We start from the raw sequence: 15,068 nt of genomic DNA on the forward strand, positions 1-15,068 counted from the left end.
CCGTTGTGGGCAAAACCTCTATGATACACTCTAATTAATACTAGTTAACCTGCTACTGCCGGTTATGCGAGAAGGGTGGAAAATAACATGAGCGCGGATGAAAACAACCTGATTTGGATCGATCTTGAAATGACCGGACTCGATCCCGAGCGCGATCGCATTATTGAAATTGCTACGCTGGTCACCGATGCCAACCTGAATATCCTGGCGGAAGGCCCCACCATTGCGGTGCATCAGTCTGATGAACAGCTTGCGCTGATGGACGAGTGGAACGTGCGCACGCATACCGGCAGCGGGCTGGTGGAGCGCGTTAAGGCCAGCACCCAGGGCGACCGCGATGCGGAGCTGGCGACGCTCGAGTTTCTGAAGCAGTGGGTTCCGGCGGGTAAATCGCCGATCTGCGGCAACAGCATTGGTCAGGATCGCCGTTTCCTGTTTAAGTACATGCCTGAGCTGGAGTCATACTTCCACTATCGTTATCTCGATGTGAGCACCCTAAAAGAGCTGGCGCGCCGCTGGAAGCCGGAAATTCTCGACGGGTTCAAAAAGCAGGGAACGCACCAGGCGATGGATGACATCCGCGAGTCCGTGGCGGAGCTGGCGTATTATCGCGAGAACTTCATTAAGCTGTGATTTTGAGACCCGGCGCCTTGCGCAGCCGGGTTTTTGCCGCTAAATTGTTCAGCTTGCCGATTAAATAAGCACTTGAACTGAATTTCGAAAAAAACGCTTTTAGGGGGGTTGCAGCTAAACGGATTTCTCGTATAATGCGCCTCCCGTAACGACAGAGAATTACACGTTACGACAGCAACAAAAGCAGTACAGATTTGCGGGAATAGCTCAGTTGGTAGAGCACGACCTTGCCAAGGTCGGGGTCGCGAGTTCGAGTCTCGTTTCCCGCTCCAAAATTTGATAAGTATCGCAAGATACGCCAGCACCAAAACACCCAAGCGGGAATAGCTCAGTTGGTAGAGCACGACCTTGCCAAGGTCGGGGTCGCGAGTTCGAGTCTCGTTTCCCGCTCCAAAATTTGAAAGTATCGCAAGATACGCATAGCACCAGAACACCCAAGCGGGAATAGCTCAGTTGGTAGAGCACGACCTTGCCAAGGTCGGGGTCGCGAGTTCGAGTCTCGTTTCCCGCTCCAAATTCTTCTCCATATCTATATTATCCACAGTCAATTGCTTTGCTGGGGACGCTTTCTATTTTATCTGAAATACTCTTGTAAACAGAGTTATCCACAGAAACCCAACGTAAAGCAGTTTGAGCGAAATGTTAGCAGGGTGAATAATATCTTCATAATTGACTGTAATTAATGAAGAAATTTTGATTTCAAAATGTTATTGAGATCACTTGACCTGTTTGTCAGAGCTGGTGGCGCCTCACTTCTTATTTTTATTCACAGGCTGTGAATATATCACGCATCCCGTATCAGCCCTTTCTCAACGACTCTGACCAGGCGCTGTTTCTTCGGAAGCTGCACCTCGACCACGCCGGCATTTCGCTTATCGATTTGCTGCGCAATCGCCCATTCTATGTGTTCATCAAGAAGTGGGTGCTCACCTTTACGGCTTTCAAGCGCCTGAATATTGGCTTCATCCCACGGCGCATTCCCCAACGCCACGGCGACATTGCGCAGCCAGCGCAGATGACCAATGCGGCGAATGGCCGATCCTTCGGTCACTTTCAGGAACCAGGCTTCAGTCCAGGCAAACAGCTCGATAAGCTGCGGCGCGTGCAGCGCCTTACGCGGACTAAAGTCCTCTTCTTCCGTCAGCTGTGAATAGCGATTCCACGGGCAGATCAGCTGGCAGTCGTCGCAGCCGTAGATGCGGTTGCCGATAAGCGGGCGAAATTCCTCTGGAATGGCACCTTCCAGCTCGATGGTGAGATAAGAGATACAGCGGCGTGCGTCAACGACGTAAGGCTCGACGATCGCGCCCGTGGGGCAGATGGTCATGCAGGCCACGCAGCGCCCGCAGCCTTCCTCCACGGGGCCATCTATCGGCAGCGGTAAATCAATGAGCAGTTCTCCCAGAAAGAAGAACGATCCGGCATCGCGGCTGAGAATAAGTGAGTGCTTACCTGTCCAGCCAAGCCCCGCTTTTTCGGCGATGGGGCGCTCAAGAATAGGCGCAGAGTCGACAAACGGTCTAAAATTCAGCGAAGCACAGTGCTGCTGAATGGTTTCCCCGAGTTTTTTTAAGCGGTTACGCAGAAGCTTATGATAGTCCCGCCCAAGGGCATATCGGCTAACGTAGCCCAGAGAGGGATTTTTAAGCGTGCGGGCAAATGCCGCATTGGCAGGCAGATAGTTCATGCGCACGCTAATAACGCGCAGCGTGCCCGGCAAAAGCTCGTGCGGACGCGCGCGCATCATGCCGTGACGCGCCATCCATTCCATTTCGCCGTGGTATTGTTTGTCCAGCCATGCCTGAAGTTTTGGCTCGCTGGCGGAGAGGTCGGTATCGGTGATACCCACCTTCTGGAAGCCAAGCTCAGCACCCCACTGTTTAATTTTTTGCGCTAATTCATTGAGATCGAGGGGCTGTGACATGACGGACCATACTGTGAAGAAAAACCCCGAAAGTATACCACATTCCATCTGGCATGCGGACGACCTCCGACGCGCCGAAAAAGAGGCGGCAGACAGCCTGGGGATCACGCTCTATGAACTGATGCAGCGCGCGGGCGAAGCGGCGTTTACCGTAGCCCGCGAGGCCTATCCAGATGCGCCACACTGGTTAATCTTGTGCGGACATGGCAACAACGGCGGCGATGGCTACGTGGTGGCGCGCCTGGCCGTGGGGGCGGGGCTTCGCGTCACGCTGCTGGCGGTGGAAAGTGAAAAACCTCTGCCGGAGGAGGCCACCCTGGCGCGCGAAGCGTGGCTGAACGCAGGGGGCCTGATACATGCCTCCGACGTTGCGTGGCCTGATGACGTTGATCTGATCGTTGATGGCCTGCTTGGCACGGGGTTGAAGCAAGCGCCCCGCGAAGTCGCGGCGGCGCTCATCGCGCGCGCCAACGGGCATGCCGCACCGGTTATCGCCCTGGATATTCCCTCCGGGCTGCTTGCCGAAACCGGCGCAACGCCCGGCGCGGTGATAAGTGCGGCACATACCGTGACCTTTATTGGCCTCAAGCCGGGGCTGCTGACGGGCAAAGCGCGGGACGTCGTAGGCACCTTGCACCACAGCGCGCTGGGGCTGGAGAGCTGGCTTGCGGGGCAGGAAACGCACCTCGCGCGTTTTGATGCGTCGCAGCTTGCAGAATGGCTCCCGCCGCGCCGACCTACGTCCCATAAAGGCGACCACGGCAGGCTGGTGATTATCGGCGGCGATCGCGGTACGGCAGGGGCAATTCGTATGACCGGCGAAGCGGCATTACGCAGCGGTGCCGGATTAGTGCGAGTACTTACTCGCGTTGAGAATATTGTGCCGATAATTACCGCGCGGCCAGAGCTGATGGTTCACGAGCTGACGCCGCAGTCCCTTGAGGAAAGCCTCCAATGGGCCGACGTGGTGGTGATTGGCCCGGGACTTGGACAGCAAAGCTGGGGCAAGCAGGCCCTGCAAAAGGTCGAGAATTTTCGCAAACCGATGCTCTGGGACGCCGACGCGCTGAACCTTCTGGCAATCAACCCGGATAAGCGTCACAATCGCATCCTGACGCCACACCCCGGTGAAGCTGCGCGCCTGCTCAACTGCAGCGTGGCAGAAATTGAAAGCGATCGCTTACTTTCTGCCCAACGTCTGGTAAAACGTTACGGAGGTGTTGCCGTTTTGAAAGGGGCGGGAACCGTCGTGGCCAGCGAAAGCGAGCAGGGCATTGTTGATGCCGGCAATGCGGGCATGGCGAGCGGTGGGATGGGCGACGTGCTGTCCGGCATTATCGGCGCGTTGCTTGGGCAGAAACTTCCCCTTTATGATGCAGCCTGTGCGGGCTGCGTGGCCCACGGGGCGGCGGCCGACAGGCTTGCTGCACGTTACGGTACGCGCGGCATGCTGGCGACCGATCTTTTTGACGCGCTGAGGCGCGTTGTTAACCCGGATGTGATTGACGTAGAAAATGACTAACCGAGCGATTCCTTTACCTGATGAACAAGCCACTTTAGATCTCGGCAAGCGCGTGGCGCAGGCCTGTCTGGGGGCAACCGTCATTTATCTGTATGGCGATTTAGGCGCGGGTAAAACAACCTTCAGCCGCGGTTTTTTGCAGGCGTTAGGCCATAGCGGCAACGTGAAAAGCCCGACCTATACGCTGGTAGAACCCTACACGCTGGAAAACTTAACGGTGTATCACTTCGACTTGTACCGTCTTGCGGACCCGGAGGAGCTGGAGTTTATGGGGATCCGCGATTATTTCGCCAATGACGCCATCTGCCTGGTGGAGTGGCCGCAGCAGGGGGCGGGCGTGTTGCCTGACCCGGATGTCGAAATTCACTTAGATTACCAGGCGCAAGGGCGTGAGGCGCGCATCAGTGCTGTTTCCTCATCAGGCAGTTCCTTACTGGCGCGTTTAGCCGGTTGAGCGTAGGGATAACGGAATGATTAGTCGCGTTAAAGGTTGGTTGTTAGCTGCAACGGTGCTGCTGTGTGCGCACGCCGGGGCGGCAAATCTTTCCGATATTCAGGTATCAAACGGCGATAGCCAGGCCCGGATCACCTTCAGCTTTATGGGCGACCCTGAATATGCGTTCTCACAAATCGACGGCCGCAGCGTGGCGCTCGATATTAAACAGACCGGCGTAATCCAGGGATTGCCGCTGCAGTTCAGCGGAAACAACCTGGTGAAAAGCATTCGTTCAGGGACGCCACAGGACAGCCAGTCGTTAAGGCTGGTGGTCGATCTGACCGAAAAGGGGAAAACGAAGGCGGTTAAGCAGAAGAACGGCGCGAACTATACGGTCGTCTTTACGATTAACGCTGATGTACCGCCGCCGCCTCCACCGCCGCCCGCGCCGGTTATCGCGAAGCGTGTCGAACAGCCCGCTTATACACCGCGCCCTACGGAACCCGCGCGTAACCCGTTTAAAGCGCAAAACGATCGCCTGACCGTTGCAACCAGCAGCAATACGGTGACGCGCCCTGCGGTCAGCGCACGGCGAGCGGTGAGCGGCAGCGAGAAAGTCATCATCGCTATTGATGCCGGTCACGGTGGGCAAGATCCGGGGGCTATCGGACCGGGCGGCACGCGAGAGAAAAACGTCACCATTGCCATTGCCCGCAAGCTGCGCGCGCTGCTGAATGACGATCCGATGTTCAAAGGCGTGATGACCCGCGACGGCGACTATTTTATCTCGGTGATGGGGCGTTCAGACGTAGCGCGTAAGCAGAATGCTAACTTCCTCGTGTCCATTCACGCGGATGCTGCGCCAAACCGCAGCGCCACTGGCGCCTCCGTCTGGGTGCTCTCAAACCGTCGCGCAAACAGCGAAATGGCAAACTGGCTGGAAGAGCACGAGAAGCAGTCTGAACTGTTAGGCGGGGCGGGCGACGTGTTGGCTAACAGCCAGGCCGATCCATACCTTAGCCAGGCGGTGCTTGATTTACAGTTCGGTCATTCCCAGCGCGTCGGGTATGATGTGGCCACTAACGTACTCAACCAGTTACAGAGCATCGGGTCGCTGCATAAGCGCCGCCCGGAGCATGCCAGCCTTGGCGTGCTGCGCTCTCCGGATATTCCGTCGATTCTGGTCGAGACGGGCTTTATCAGCAACAACGGCGAAGAGCGTCTGCTGGGCAGCGACAGCTACCAGCAGCAAATTGCCGAAGCGATTTATAACGGTCTGCGCAAATACTTTGACGCGCACCCGCTGCAGTCCGCGCCGCCGGGCGGAGCAGGCCAGGTGGCCAATGCTTCACTGCCGGGTGAGATGACCGCGACCAACTAAGGAGACGTCATGCCGATTCAGGTTCTACCGCCGCAGCTCGCGAACCAGATCGCCGCCGGTGAAGTGGTGGAACGCCCTGCATCGGTGGTGAAGGAGCTGGTGGAAAACAGCCTCGACGCGGGCGCAACCCGTATCGACATTGATATTGAACGCGGCGGGGCGAAGCTTATCCGCATTCGCGACAACGGCTGTGGCATCAAGAAAGACGAGCTGGCGCTTGCGCTGGCGCGTCACGCCACCAGTAAAATTACCTCGCTTGACGATCTGGAGGCGATTATCAGCCTCGGTTTTCGCGGCGAGGCGCTCGCCAGCATCAGCTCCGTTTCCCGTTTAACCCTCACGTCACGGACCGCAGATCAGCAGGAAGCCTGGCAGGCTTACGCCGAAGGGCGCGAGATGGACGTGACGGTCAAGCCAGCGGCGCACCCGGTAGGGACGACGCTGGAAGTGCTGGATCTGTTTTACAACACCCCCGCCCGGCGCAAGTTTATGCGTACCGAGAAGACCGAATTCGGACATATCGACGAGATCATTCGCCGCATCGCGCTGGCGCGCTTTGACGTCACCATTAACCTCAGCCATAACGGCAAGGTGATGCGTCAGTACCGCGCGGTGGCGCAAGGCGGACAGAAGGAACGCCGTCTGGGCGCAATCTGCGGGACGCCGTTCCTCGAGCAGGCGCTGGCGATTGAGTGGCAGCACGGCGACCTGGCCATGCGCGGCTGGGTAGCCGACCCTCAGGCTAACAGCGCCGCCTATGCTGAGATCCAGTACTGCTACGTCAACGGCCGCATGATGCGCGATCGCCTGATCAACCACGCCATTCGCCAGGCCTGTGAAGACAAGCTTGGTGCCGATCGACAGCCCGCGTTTGTGCTTTATCTGGAAATTGACCCGCATCAGGTGGACGTCAACGTGCATCCTGCCAAGCATGAGGTTCGTTTTCATCAGTCTCGGCTGGTACATGATTTTATTTATCAGGGCGTATTGAGCGTGTTACAGCAGCAGGTGGAGCCCGCGCTGCCGCTGGCGCATGATGAACCTGCACCTCGTTCGCTGCCGGAGAACCGCGTAGCGGCAGGACGCAACCATTTCGCCGAGCCCGCCGCGGCGCGCGAACCGGCGGCGCCGCGTTTGGCATCCGCGGGCAGCGCACCGCGCCCAACCGGCGCGAATTATCCCAACGCGCAGGCGGGGTACCAAAAGCAGCAGGGCGAGTTATACCGTAAGCTGCTGGATACGCCAGCCGTCGAGCGAAAAGAGCACGTAGAGGTGCCCGCACCCACGCTTGAAGGGCACAGCCAGAGCTTTGGGCGCGTGTTGACGATTGTCGCCCCCGACATGGCGCTGCTGGAGCGTGAAGGCAAAATTTTCCTGCTGGCGCTGCCCGTCGCGGAGCGCTGGCTCAAGCAGGTACAGCTGACGCCTGGCCAAAATGTGGCCTGCGCGCAGCCGCTGCTGATCCCCGTACGCTTGAAAATATCCCCTGAAGAAACAGGGGTTTTGCAGCGTTCGCAGGGCAAACTGGCCGAAATGGGCATTGAAATCGTTCTGGAAGCGCAGCATGTGACAATTCGCGCAGTGCCTTTACCCTTACGCCAACAAAATTTACAAAACTTGATTCCTGAACTGATAGGCTACCTGGCGCAGCAAACGTCGTTTGATGCTGCCAACACCGCGCAGTGGATCGCCCGCCATCTGGCAAGCGAACACAGTTCGTGGAGTATGGCGCAGGCGATTACCGTGCTGGCTGAGGTTGAACGCCTTTGCCCGCACCTGGTGAAGACGCCGCCGGGTGGATTATTGCAACCTGTTGATTTGAAAATGGCGATGACCGCCCTGAAAGATGAGTGACGTAAGCAAGGCGAGCCTGCCTAAGGCGATTTTTTTAATGGGCCCAACGGCCTCCGGCAAAACGGCGTTAGCCATTGAGCTACGTAAAGTTTTGCCAGTAGAGTTGATTAGCGTTGATTCTGCCCTCATTTACAAGGGGATGGATATCGGTACGGCGAAGCCAGACGCAGAGGAACTGCGCGCGGCACCGCACCGTTTGCTGGACATTCTCGATCCGGCCCAGGCTTACTCCGCAGCGGATTTTCGCCGCGACGCGTTAGCCGAAATGGCCGAGATCACCGCGGCGGGACGTATTCCGCTGCTGGTGGGAGGAACCATGCTCTACTTTAAGGCGCTGTTGGAAGGGTTATCACCTTTACCCTCAGCGGACCCTGAAGTGAGGGCTAAAATTGAACAGCAGGCGGCAGAGCAGGGTTGGGACGTATTGCACAAGCAGCTGGCGGAGATTGACCCGGTTGCCGCAGCACGGATTCATCCAAATGATCCGCAAAGGCTTTCCCGGGCACTGGAAGTTTTTTTCATTTCGGGTAAAACTTTAACGGAACTGACGCAAACGTCAGGAGACGCTCTGCCGTATCAGGTGCATCAGTTCGCTATCGCCCCGGCGAGCCGTGAACTGCTGCATCAGCGAATTGAGCAGCGTTTTCATCAGATGTTGGCTTCAGATTTTGAAGCAGAAGTGCGGGCGCTTTTTGCCCGTGGAGATTTGCATACGGACATGCCTTCCATTCGTTGTGTGGGATATCGCCAGATGTGGTCGTATCTTGAAGGTGAAATTTCATACGATGAAATGGTTTATCGAGGTGTTTGCGCCACGAGGCAGTTAGCGAAGCGCCAGATAACCTGGTTACGCGGTTGGGAGGGCGTTCACTGGTTAGACAGTGAGAAACCACAACAGGCGCTTAACGAAGTCATTCAGGTTGTTGGTGATATCGCTCACTGAATGTGTACAATTGAACCGTATCGTGCGCAATTTTCAGAATCGCAAGGTTCTAAGTAGAAAACAATCATATAAGGAAAAGATAGAATGGCTAAGGGGCAATCTTTACAAGATCCGTTCCTGAACGCATTGCGTCGGGAACGTGTTCCAGTTTCTATTTATTTGGTGAATGGTATTAAGCTGCAAGGTCAAATTGAGTCTTTCGATCAGTTCGTGATCCTGTTGAAAAACACGGTCAGTCAGATGGTCTATAAGCACGCGATCTCTACTGTTGTTCCGTCTCGTCCGGTATCTCATCACAGCAATAACGCTGGCGGCGGCACTGGCAGTAACTACCATCATGGCAGCAACGCGCAGGGTTCTTCAACGCCAGCGCAGGACAGCGAAGAGACCGAATAAGGTCTTGAGCTGTTATCCACACGGGGAGCCAGGGATCCTGCGTTCCCCGCTGATCTTTTTAGAGGGTTATACGCTTGTTTGACCGTTATGATGCCGGTGAGCAGGCGGTGCTGGTACACATCTATTTTTCGCAAGACAAAGATATGGAAGACCTCCAGGAGTTTGAAACTCTGGTCTCTTCCGCCGGTGTCGAAGCAATGCAGGTGATTACCGGTAGCCGTAAAGCGCCGCACCCAAAGTATTTTGTTGGTGAAGGTAAAGCAGTTGAAATTGCGGATGCCGTAAAAGCAACCGGCGCCTCCGTCGTGTTGTTTGACCATGCGCTGTCTCCGGCTCAGGAACGTAACCTGGAAGCCCTTTGCGAATGCCGTGTTATCGATCGCACAGGCTTAATTTTAGATATTTTTGCTCAGCGTGCGCGCACCCACGAAGGGAAGCTGCAGGTTGAGCTGGCGCAGCTGCGCCATCTGGCGACGCGCCTTGTGCGCGGCTGGACCCACCTTGAAAGACAAAAGGGCGGGATCGGTTTGCGCGGGCCGGGTGAAACCCAGCTCGAAACCGACCGTCGTTTATTGCGCGGCCGTATTACCCAGATCCTCTCACGTCTGGAAAGAGTTGAGAAACAGCGTGAGCAGGGACGTCGTTCGCGAACGAAAGCCGACATCCCAACGGTGTCGCTGGTGGGGTATACCAACGCCGGTAAATCCACCCTGTTTAACCAGATTACCGAAGCCCGGGTGTATGCCGCAGATCAGCTGTTTGCGACCCTGGACCCTACGCTGCGTCGCATTGACGTTGCTGACGTGGGGGAAACGGTGCTGGCGGATACCGTAGGGTTTATTCGCCATCTGCCGCACGATCTGGTGGCGGCGTTTAAAGCCACCCTGCAGGAGACGCGTCAGGCGACCCTGCTGCTGCACGTGATAGATGCAGCGGACGTCCGCGTGCAGGAGAACATCGACGCGGTAAACGTGGTGCTCGAAGAGATCGAGGCCCACGAAATCCCAACGCTGTTGGTGATGAATAAAATCGATATGATGGATGATTTTGAACCGCGTATCGACCGGGATGAAGAGAACAAACCGATTCGGGTCTGGCTTTCCGCCCAGACCGGTGTTGGTGTGCCACTGCTTTTCCAGGCTTTGACAGAACGTCTTTCCGGTGAGGTAGCTCAGCACACGCTGCGCCTGCCGCCACAGGAAGGCAGGCTGCGCAGCCGGTTTTATCAGCTTCAGGCGATAGAAAAAGAGTGGATGGAGGATGACGGCAGCGTGGGGATGCAGGTGCGTATGCCGATCGTTGACTGGCGTCGCCTCTGTAAACAAGAACCTGCGCTGGCGGACTATATCGTCTGATCAGAAAGGGTAAGCCTGAAAATTCGCCCTTGCATAACAAATATGGAGCATATACATGGCGTGGAATCAGCCCGGTAATAACGGACAAGACCGCGACCCGTGGGGAAGCAGCAATAATCAAGGCGGCAACTCTGGGGGAAATGGCAACAAAGGTGGTCGCGAGAAGGGGCCACCGGATCTGGATGATATCTTCCGCAAGCTCAGCAAAAAGCTGGGTGGCCTTGGCGGAGGAAACGGGTCCGGCTCGGGTGGTAATTCCACTCAGAGTCCTCGCCCGCCAATGGGTGGCCGCGTGGTGGGCATTGTCGCCGCGGCGGTCGTTATCATCTGGGCAGCCAGCGGGTTCTACACCATTAAAGAAGCAGAACGCGGCGTGGTGACTCGTTTCGGTAAGTTCAGCCATCTGGTTGAGCCGGGCCTGAACTGGAAACCGACGTTTATTGACGACGTCACCGCAGTGAACGTGGAGTCCGTTCGTGAACTGGCGGCGTCCGGCGTGATGCTGACCTCGGACGAAAACGTCGTGCGCGTAGAGATGAACGTGCAGTACCGCGTGACCGATCCTGAGCGCTACCTGTTTAGCGTGACCAGCGCGGACGACAGCCTGCGCCAGGCAACCGACAGCGCCCTGCGCGGCGTGATCGGCAAATACACCATGGACCGTATCCTGACCGAAGGTCGTACCGTTATTCGTAGCGATACCCAGCGCGAGCTGGAAGAGACCATTCGTCCTTACAACATGGGTATCACCCTGCTTGACGTCAACTTCCAGGCCGCGCGTCCGCCGGAAGAGGTGAAAGCCGCGTTTGATGATGCCATTGCCGCGCGTGAAAACGAGCAGCAGTACATCCGTGAAGCAGAAGCGTACACCAACGAAGTCCAGCCGCGTGCGAACGGTCAGGCGCAGCGTATCCTTGAAGAAGCGCGCGCGTATAAGACCCAGACCATCCTGGAAGCACAGGGTGAAGTGGCTCGCTTTGCGAAAATCCTGCCGGAGTATAAAGCCGCGCCGGAAATTACCCGCGAGCGTCTCTACATTGAGACCATGGAAAAAGTGCTGAGCCACACGCGTAAGGTGCTGGTTAACGACAGCAAAGGCGGAAACCTGATGGTCCTGCCGCTGGATCAGATGCTGAAAGGCGGTTCTGCACCGGCTGCGAAAGACACCAGCGGCGCAAACAACCTGCTGCGCCTGCCGCCTGCCTCAAAGGGCAGCTCCAGCGCGAACTCAACGCCTTCTACGAACGATGGTGACATTATGGACCAACGCCGTGCTAACGCGCAGCGTAACGACTACCAGCGTCAGGGGGAATAAGGATGCGTAAGTCAGTTATTGCGATCATCATCATCGTACTGGTCGTACTTTATACCTCTATTTTTGTGGTGAAAGAGGGTGAGCGCGGGATCAAGTTCCAGTTCAGCAGCGTCGTGCGTGATGGCGACAAAAAGCCGCTGATCTATGAGCCAGGTCTGCACTTCAAGGTGCCGTTCATTCAGTCTGTTAAAACGCTCGACGCCCGTATCCAGACCATGGATAACCAGGCCGACCGTTTTGTTACCAAAGAGAAAAAAGACCTGATCGTTGATTCTTATATCAAATGGCGCATCAGTGACTTCAGCCGCTACTTCCTGGCAACGGGCGGCGGCGACGTTTCTCAGGCCGAAGTTCTGTTGAAACGTAAGTTCTCTGACCGTCTGCGTTCTGAAATTGGTCGTCTGGACGTGAAAGACATTGTCACCGACTCCCGCGGCCGTCTGACTCTGGAAGTGCGTGATGCGCTGAACTCCGGTTCTGCGGGCACGGAAGATGAAGTGGAAACGCCAGCGGCTGATGATGCTATCGCCAAGGCCGCCGAGCGCGTTCAGGCTGAAACCAACGGTAACGTACCGGTGATCAACCCGAACAGTATGGCTGCGCTGGGTATTGAAGTGGTCGACGTGCGTATCAAGCAGATCAACCTGCCTGCCGAAGTGTCCGAGGCGATCTACAACCGTATGCGCGCCGAGCGTGAAGCGGTAGCCCGTCGTCACCGTTCACAGGGTCAGGAAGAGGCTGAGAAGCTGCGCGCGGCAGCGGACTATGAAGTCACCAAGACGCTGGCGGAATCAGAGCGTCAGGGCCGTATCCTGCGCGGTGAAGGTGATGCCGAAGCGGCGAAACTGTTTGCCGATGCATTCAGCCAGGACCCAGACTTCTACGCCTTTATCCGCAGCCTGCGTGCCTACGAGAATAGCTTCCAGAGCAACCAGGATGTGATGGTGCTCAGCCCGGACAGCGATTTCTTCCGTTATATGAAGACGCCGGCTAACGCAACGCGATAAACTCAGGCGCGTTTGAGTATTCAAACCACCGCTCCGTAGAGAGCGGTGGTTTTCTTTTATGAGGAATGAAAATGAATTCAACGATCTGGCTCGCGCTGGCTCTGGTTTTGGTGCTGGAAGGCCTTGGGCCGATGATTTATCCGCGCGCCTGGCGTCGAATGATCGCGACCATGAGCGCACTACCGGATAATATTTTGCGCCGATTTGGGGGCGGACTTGTGGTTGCCGGTATCGTGATCTACTACATGTTGAGGAAAACGATTGGCTGATCAAAAAGTGGTCGGATTTGGCATATTTTGGGGTCAAAAAGTGCTGTATATCTGAAAAAGCGGTGGTAGAATCCATTTTTAAGCAATCGGTGATTTTGAAAAAATGGGTAACAACGTCGTCGTACTGGGCACCCAATGGGGTGACGAAGGTAAAGGGAAGATTGTCGATCTTCTGACTGAACGGGCTAAATATGTTGTACGCTACCAGGGCGGTCACAACGCAGGCCATACTCTCGTAATCAACGGTGAAAAAACCGTCCTCCATCTTATTCCATCAGGCATTCTTCGTGATAACGTGACCAGCATCATCGGTAACGGCGTTGTGCTGTCTCCAGCGGCGCTGATGAAAGAGATGAAAGGCCTGGAAGACCGTGGTATCCCGGTTCGCGAGCGTCTGCTGCTCTCCGAAGCCTGCCCGCTGATCCTCGACTATCACGTGGCGCTGGACGTTGCGCGTGAAAAAGCTCGCGGTGCGAAAGCGATCGGCACAACCGGCCGCGGCATCGGCCCTGCTTACGAAGACAAAGTTGCTCGTCGCGGCCTGCGCGTAGGCGATCTCTTCGACAAAGCCACCTTCGCTGAAAAACTGAAAGAAGTGATGGAATATCACAACTTCCAGCTGGTGAATTTCTACAAAGCTGACGCCGTTGACTACCAGAAAGTGCTGGATGACGTCATGGCGATTGCCGATATTCTGACCGGTATGGTTGTTGATGTTTCCGATCTGCTGGACCAGGCGCGCAAGCGTGGCGATTTTGTCATGTTCGAAGGCGCGCAGGGTACGCTGCTGGACATCGACCACGGTACCTATCCGTACGTGACCTCCTCTAACACCACCGCGGGTGGCGTAGCGACCGGTTCTGGCCTGGGGCCGCGCTATGTAGATTACGTTCTGGGCATCATCAAAGCTTACTCCACGCGCGTGGGTGCAGGTCCATTCCCGACCGAGCTGTTTGATGAAACCGGCGAGTTCCTCTGCAAGCAGGGTAACGAGTTTGGCGCGACCACCGGTCGACGTCGTCGTACCGGCTGGCTGGACGCGGTTGCCGTACGTCGCGCGGTGCAAATCAACTCCCTGTCTGGCTTCTGCCTGACCAAGCTGGACGTGCTGGACGGCCTGAAAGAAGTGAAAATCTGCGTAGGCTACCGTATGCCAGATGGCCGCGAAGTGACGACCACTCCGCTGGCTGCTGACGACTGGGAAGGCATCGAGCCAATCTACGAAACCATGCCTGGCTGGTCTGAGACCACCTTCGGCGTGAAAGAGCGTAGCGGCCTGCCGCAGGCGGCGCTGGACTACATCAAGCGTATTGAAGAACTGACCGAAGTGCCGATCGATATTATCTCTACCGGCCCAGATCGTTCTGAAACCATGATTCTGCGCGATCCGTTCGACGCTTAATCAGGGTTTTGCCCGGCGGCACTGCGCTTGCCGGGTCTACAAAATCCATCACAGGCCGGAAAGCTATGCGCATCCGGCTTTTTCGTCCTCTTTCCCCCTTTCCATTCAAATAAATTAGCTGCTATCTATCTGGCTGGTTTATCATCATTAATGAATATCTGTGCGGTTTTACCGCGTTTTCCCTTTTTCCTGAGGTTGATGTGCAGTTAACAAGTTTCACCGATTACGGCTTACGCGCCTTAATTTACATGGCGTCGTTACCCGATGGGAAAATGACCAGTATCTCTGAGGTGACAGAGGTCTACGGTGTGTCCCGTAATCATATGGTCAAAATAATCAATCAACTTAGTCGTGCCGGATACGTTGCTGCCGTCCGCGGGAAGAATGGGGGAATTCGTCTGGGTAAACCGGCGCAGAGTATTCGCGTTGGGGATGTGGTGCGTGAACTGGAGCCGCTGTCACTGGTGAACTGCAGCAGCGAGTTCTGCCACATTACTCCCGCTTGTCGTCTGAAACAGGCGCTTTCTCAGGCCGTGCAAAGTTTTCTCAAGGAACTGGATAACTACACGCTGGCCGATTTGGTTGAAGAGAATCAACCGCTTTATAAATTATTGCTGGTGGAATGAAGAAA

The 15,068-nt window shown here is 56.1% G+C and carries 14 protein-coding genes and 3 tRNA genes; 16 read left to right on the forward strand and 1 reads right to left on the reverse strand.

The window, feature by feature from the left end; all coding sequences use genetic code 11:
- Positions 1–87: 87 nt before the first annotated feature.
- The 4 genes from orn (at position 88) to V1599_RS05020 (ending at position 1,147) form a co-directional block, all read left to right on the forward strand.
- Positions 88–633 carry an oligoribonuclease gene (orn, locus tag V1599_RS05005; protein ID WP_112011992.1) on the forward strand — a complete coding sequence of 182 codons (546 nt, stop codon included), beginning with the start codon at positions 88–90 and terminating at the stop codon, positions 631–633.
- A 196-nt stretch (positions 634–829) separates the two neighbouring features.
- Positions 830–905 (forward strand) — tRNA-Gly (locus tag V1599_RS05010).
- Positions 906–950: 45 nt separating this feature from the next.
- Positions 951–1,026 (forward strand) — tRNA-Gly (locus V1599_RS05015).
- Between the two features lie 45 nt (positions 1,027–1,071).
- A tRNA-Gly gene (locus V1599_RS05020) sits at positions 1,072–1,147 on the forward strand.
- Between the two features lie 270 nt (positions 1,148–1,417).
- On the opposite strand, the gene queG is transcribed toward V1599_RS05020, so the two are convergent.
- A complete protein-coding gene (queG, locus tag V1599_RS05025; RefSeq protein ID WP_112011993.1) occupies positions 1,418–2,557 on the reverse strand; it encodes a tRNA epoxyqueuosine(34) reductase QueG in 1,140 nt (379 codons plus the stop codon).
- Here queG and nnr point away from each other — a divergent pair.
- From nnr to nsrR, 12 genes are all read left to right on the forward strand, one after another.
- The gene (gene nnr / locus V1599_RS05030) at positions 2,556–4,079 is read left to right on the forward strand and encodes a bifunctional ADP-dependent NAD(P)H-hydrate dehydratase/NAD(P)H-hydrate epimerase (RefSeq protein ID WP_395301113.1); all 1,524 of its coding nucleotides are present in this window, start codon (positions 2,556–2,558) and stop codon (positions 4,077–4,079) included. The two genes, queG and nnr, sit on opposite strands and share 2 nt — an antisense overlap.
- The gene (gene tsaE, locus V1599_RS05035; RefSeq protein ID WP_297122605.1) at positions 4,072–4,533 is read left to right on the forward strand and encodes a tRNA (adenosine(37)-N6)-threonylcarbamoyltransferase complex ATPase subunit type 1 TsaE; all 462 of its coding nucleotides are present in this window, start codon (positions 4,072–4,074) and stop codon (positions 4,531–4,533) included. The genes nnr and tsaE overlap by 8 nt, the downstream gene beginning before the upstream one ends.
- A gap of 16 nt (positions 4,534–4,549) precedes the next feature.
- Positions 4,550–5,896 carry an N-acetylmuramoyl-L-alanine amidase AmiB gene (gene amiB, locus V1599_RS05040; RefSeq protein WP_297122606.1) on the forward strand — a complete coding sequence of 449 codons (1,347 nt, stop codon included), beginning with the start codon at positions 4,550–4,552 and terminating at the stop codon, positions 5,894–5,896.
- A 9-nt stretch (positions 5,897–5,905) separates the two neighbouring features.
- Positions 5,906–7,750: a DNA mismatch repair endonuclease MutL gene (gene mutL / locus V1599_RS05045; RefSeq protein WP_395301114.1), complete on the forward strand. Its 1,845-nt coding sequence runs from the start codon at positions 5,906–5,908 to the stop codon at positions 7,748–7,750.
- Positions 7,743–8,693 carry a tRNA (adenosine(37)-N6)-dimethylallyltransferase MiaA gene (gene miaA, locus V1599_RS05050; RefSeq protein ID WP_297122608.1) on the forward strand — a complete coding sequence of 317 codons (951 nt, stop codon included), beginning with the start codon at positions 7,743–7,745 and terminating at the stop codon, positions 8,691–8,693. The genes mutL and miaA overlap by 8 nt, the downstream gene beginning before the upstream one ends.
- Before the next feature lie 84 nt (positions 8,694–8,777).
- On the forward strand, positions 8,778–9,089 hold the full coding sequence (gene hfq, locus V1599_RS05055) for an RNA chaperone Hfq (protein WP_003855990.1): 312 nt from the start codon (positions 8,778–8,780) through the stop codon (positions 9,087–9,089).
- A 74-nt stretch (positions 9,090–9,163) separates the two neighbouring features.
- A complete protein-coding gene (gene hflX / locus V1599_RS05060; RefSeq protein ID WP_395301115.1) occupies positions 9,164–10,444 on the forward strand; it encodes a ribosome rescue GTPase HflX in 1,281 nt (426 codons plus the stop codon).
- Between the two features lie 55 nt (positions 10,445–10,499).
- Positions 10,500–11,759 (forward strand): FtsH protease activity modulator HflK, encoded by a 1,260-nt coding sequence (gene hflK / locus V1599_RS05065; RefSeq protein WP_112012000.1) that lies wholly within the window; start codon positions 10,500–10,502, stop codon positions 11,757–11,759.
- A 2-nt stretch (positions 11,760–11,761) separates the two neighbouring features.
- Positions 11,762–12,766 (forward strand): protease modulator HflC, encoded by a 1,005-nt coding sequence (gene hflC, locus V1599_RS05070; RefSeq protein WP_112012001.1) that lies wholly within the window; start codon positions 11,762–11,764, stop codon positions 12,764–12,766.
- 71 nt (positions 12,767–12,837) lie between these two features.
- Positions 12,838–13,035 carry a DUF2065 domain-containing protein gene (locus tag V1599_RS05075; protein WP_395301116.1) on the forward strand — a complete coding sequence of 66 codons (198 nt, stop codon included), beginning with the start codon at positions 12,838–12,840 and terminating at the stop codon, positions 13,033–13,035.
- Between the two features lie 103 nt (positions 13,036–13,138).
- A complete protein-coding gene (locus V1599_RS05080; protein ID WP_040077496.1) occupies positions 13,139–14,437 on the forward strand; it encodes an adenylosuccinate synthase in 1,299 nt (432 codons plus the stop codon).
- A gap of 200 nt (positions 14,438–14,637) precedes the next feature.
- Complete coding sequence (nsrR, locus tag V1599_RS05085) at positions 14,638–15,063, forward strand: nitric oxide-sensing transcriptional repressor NsrR (RefSeq protein WP_112012003.1); 426 nt, start codon at positions 14,638–14,640, stop codon at positions 15,061–15,063.
- Positions 15,064–15,068: the final 5 nt, after the last annotated feature.

The sequence above is a fragment of the Enterobacter sp. ECC-175 genome (assembly GCF_043968675.1).
GTDB lineage: Bacteria > Pseudomonadota > Gammaproteobacteria > Enterobacterales > Enterobacteriaceae > Enterobacter.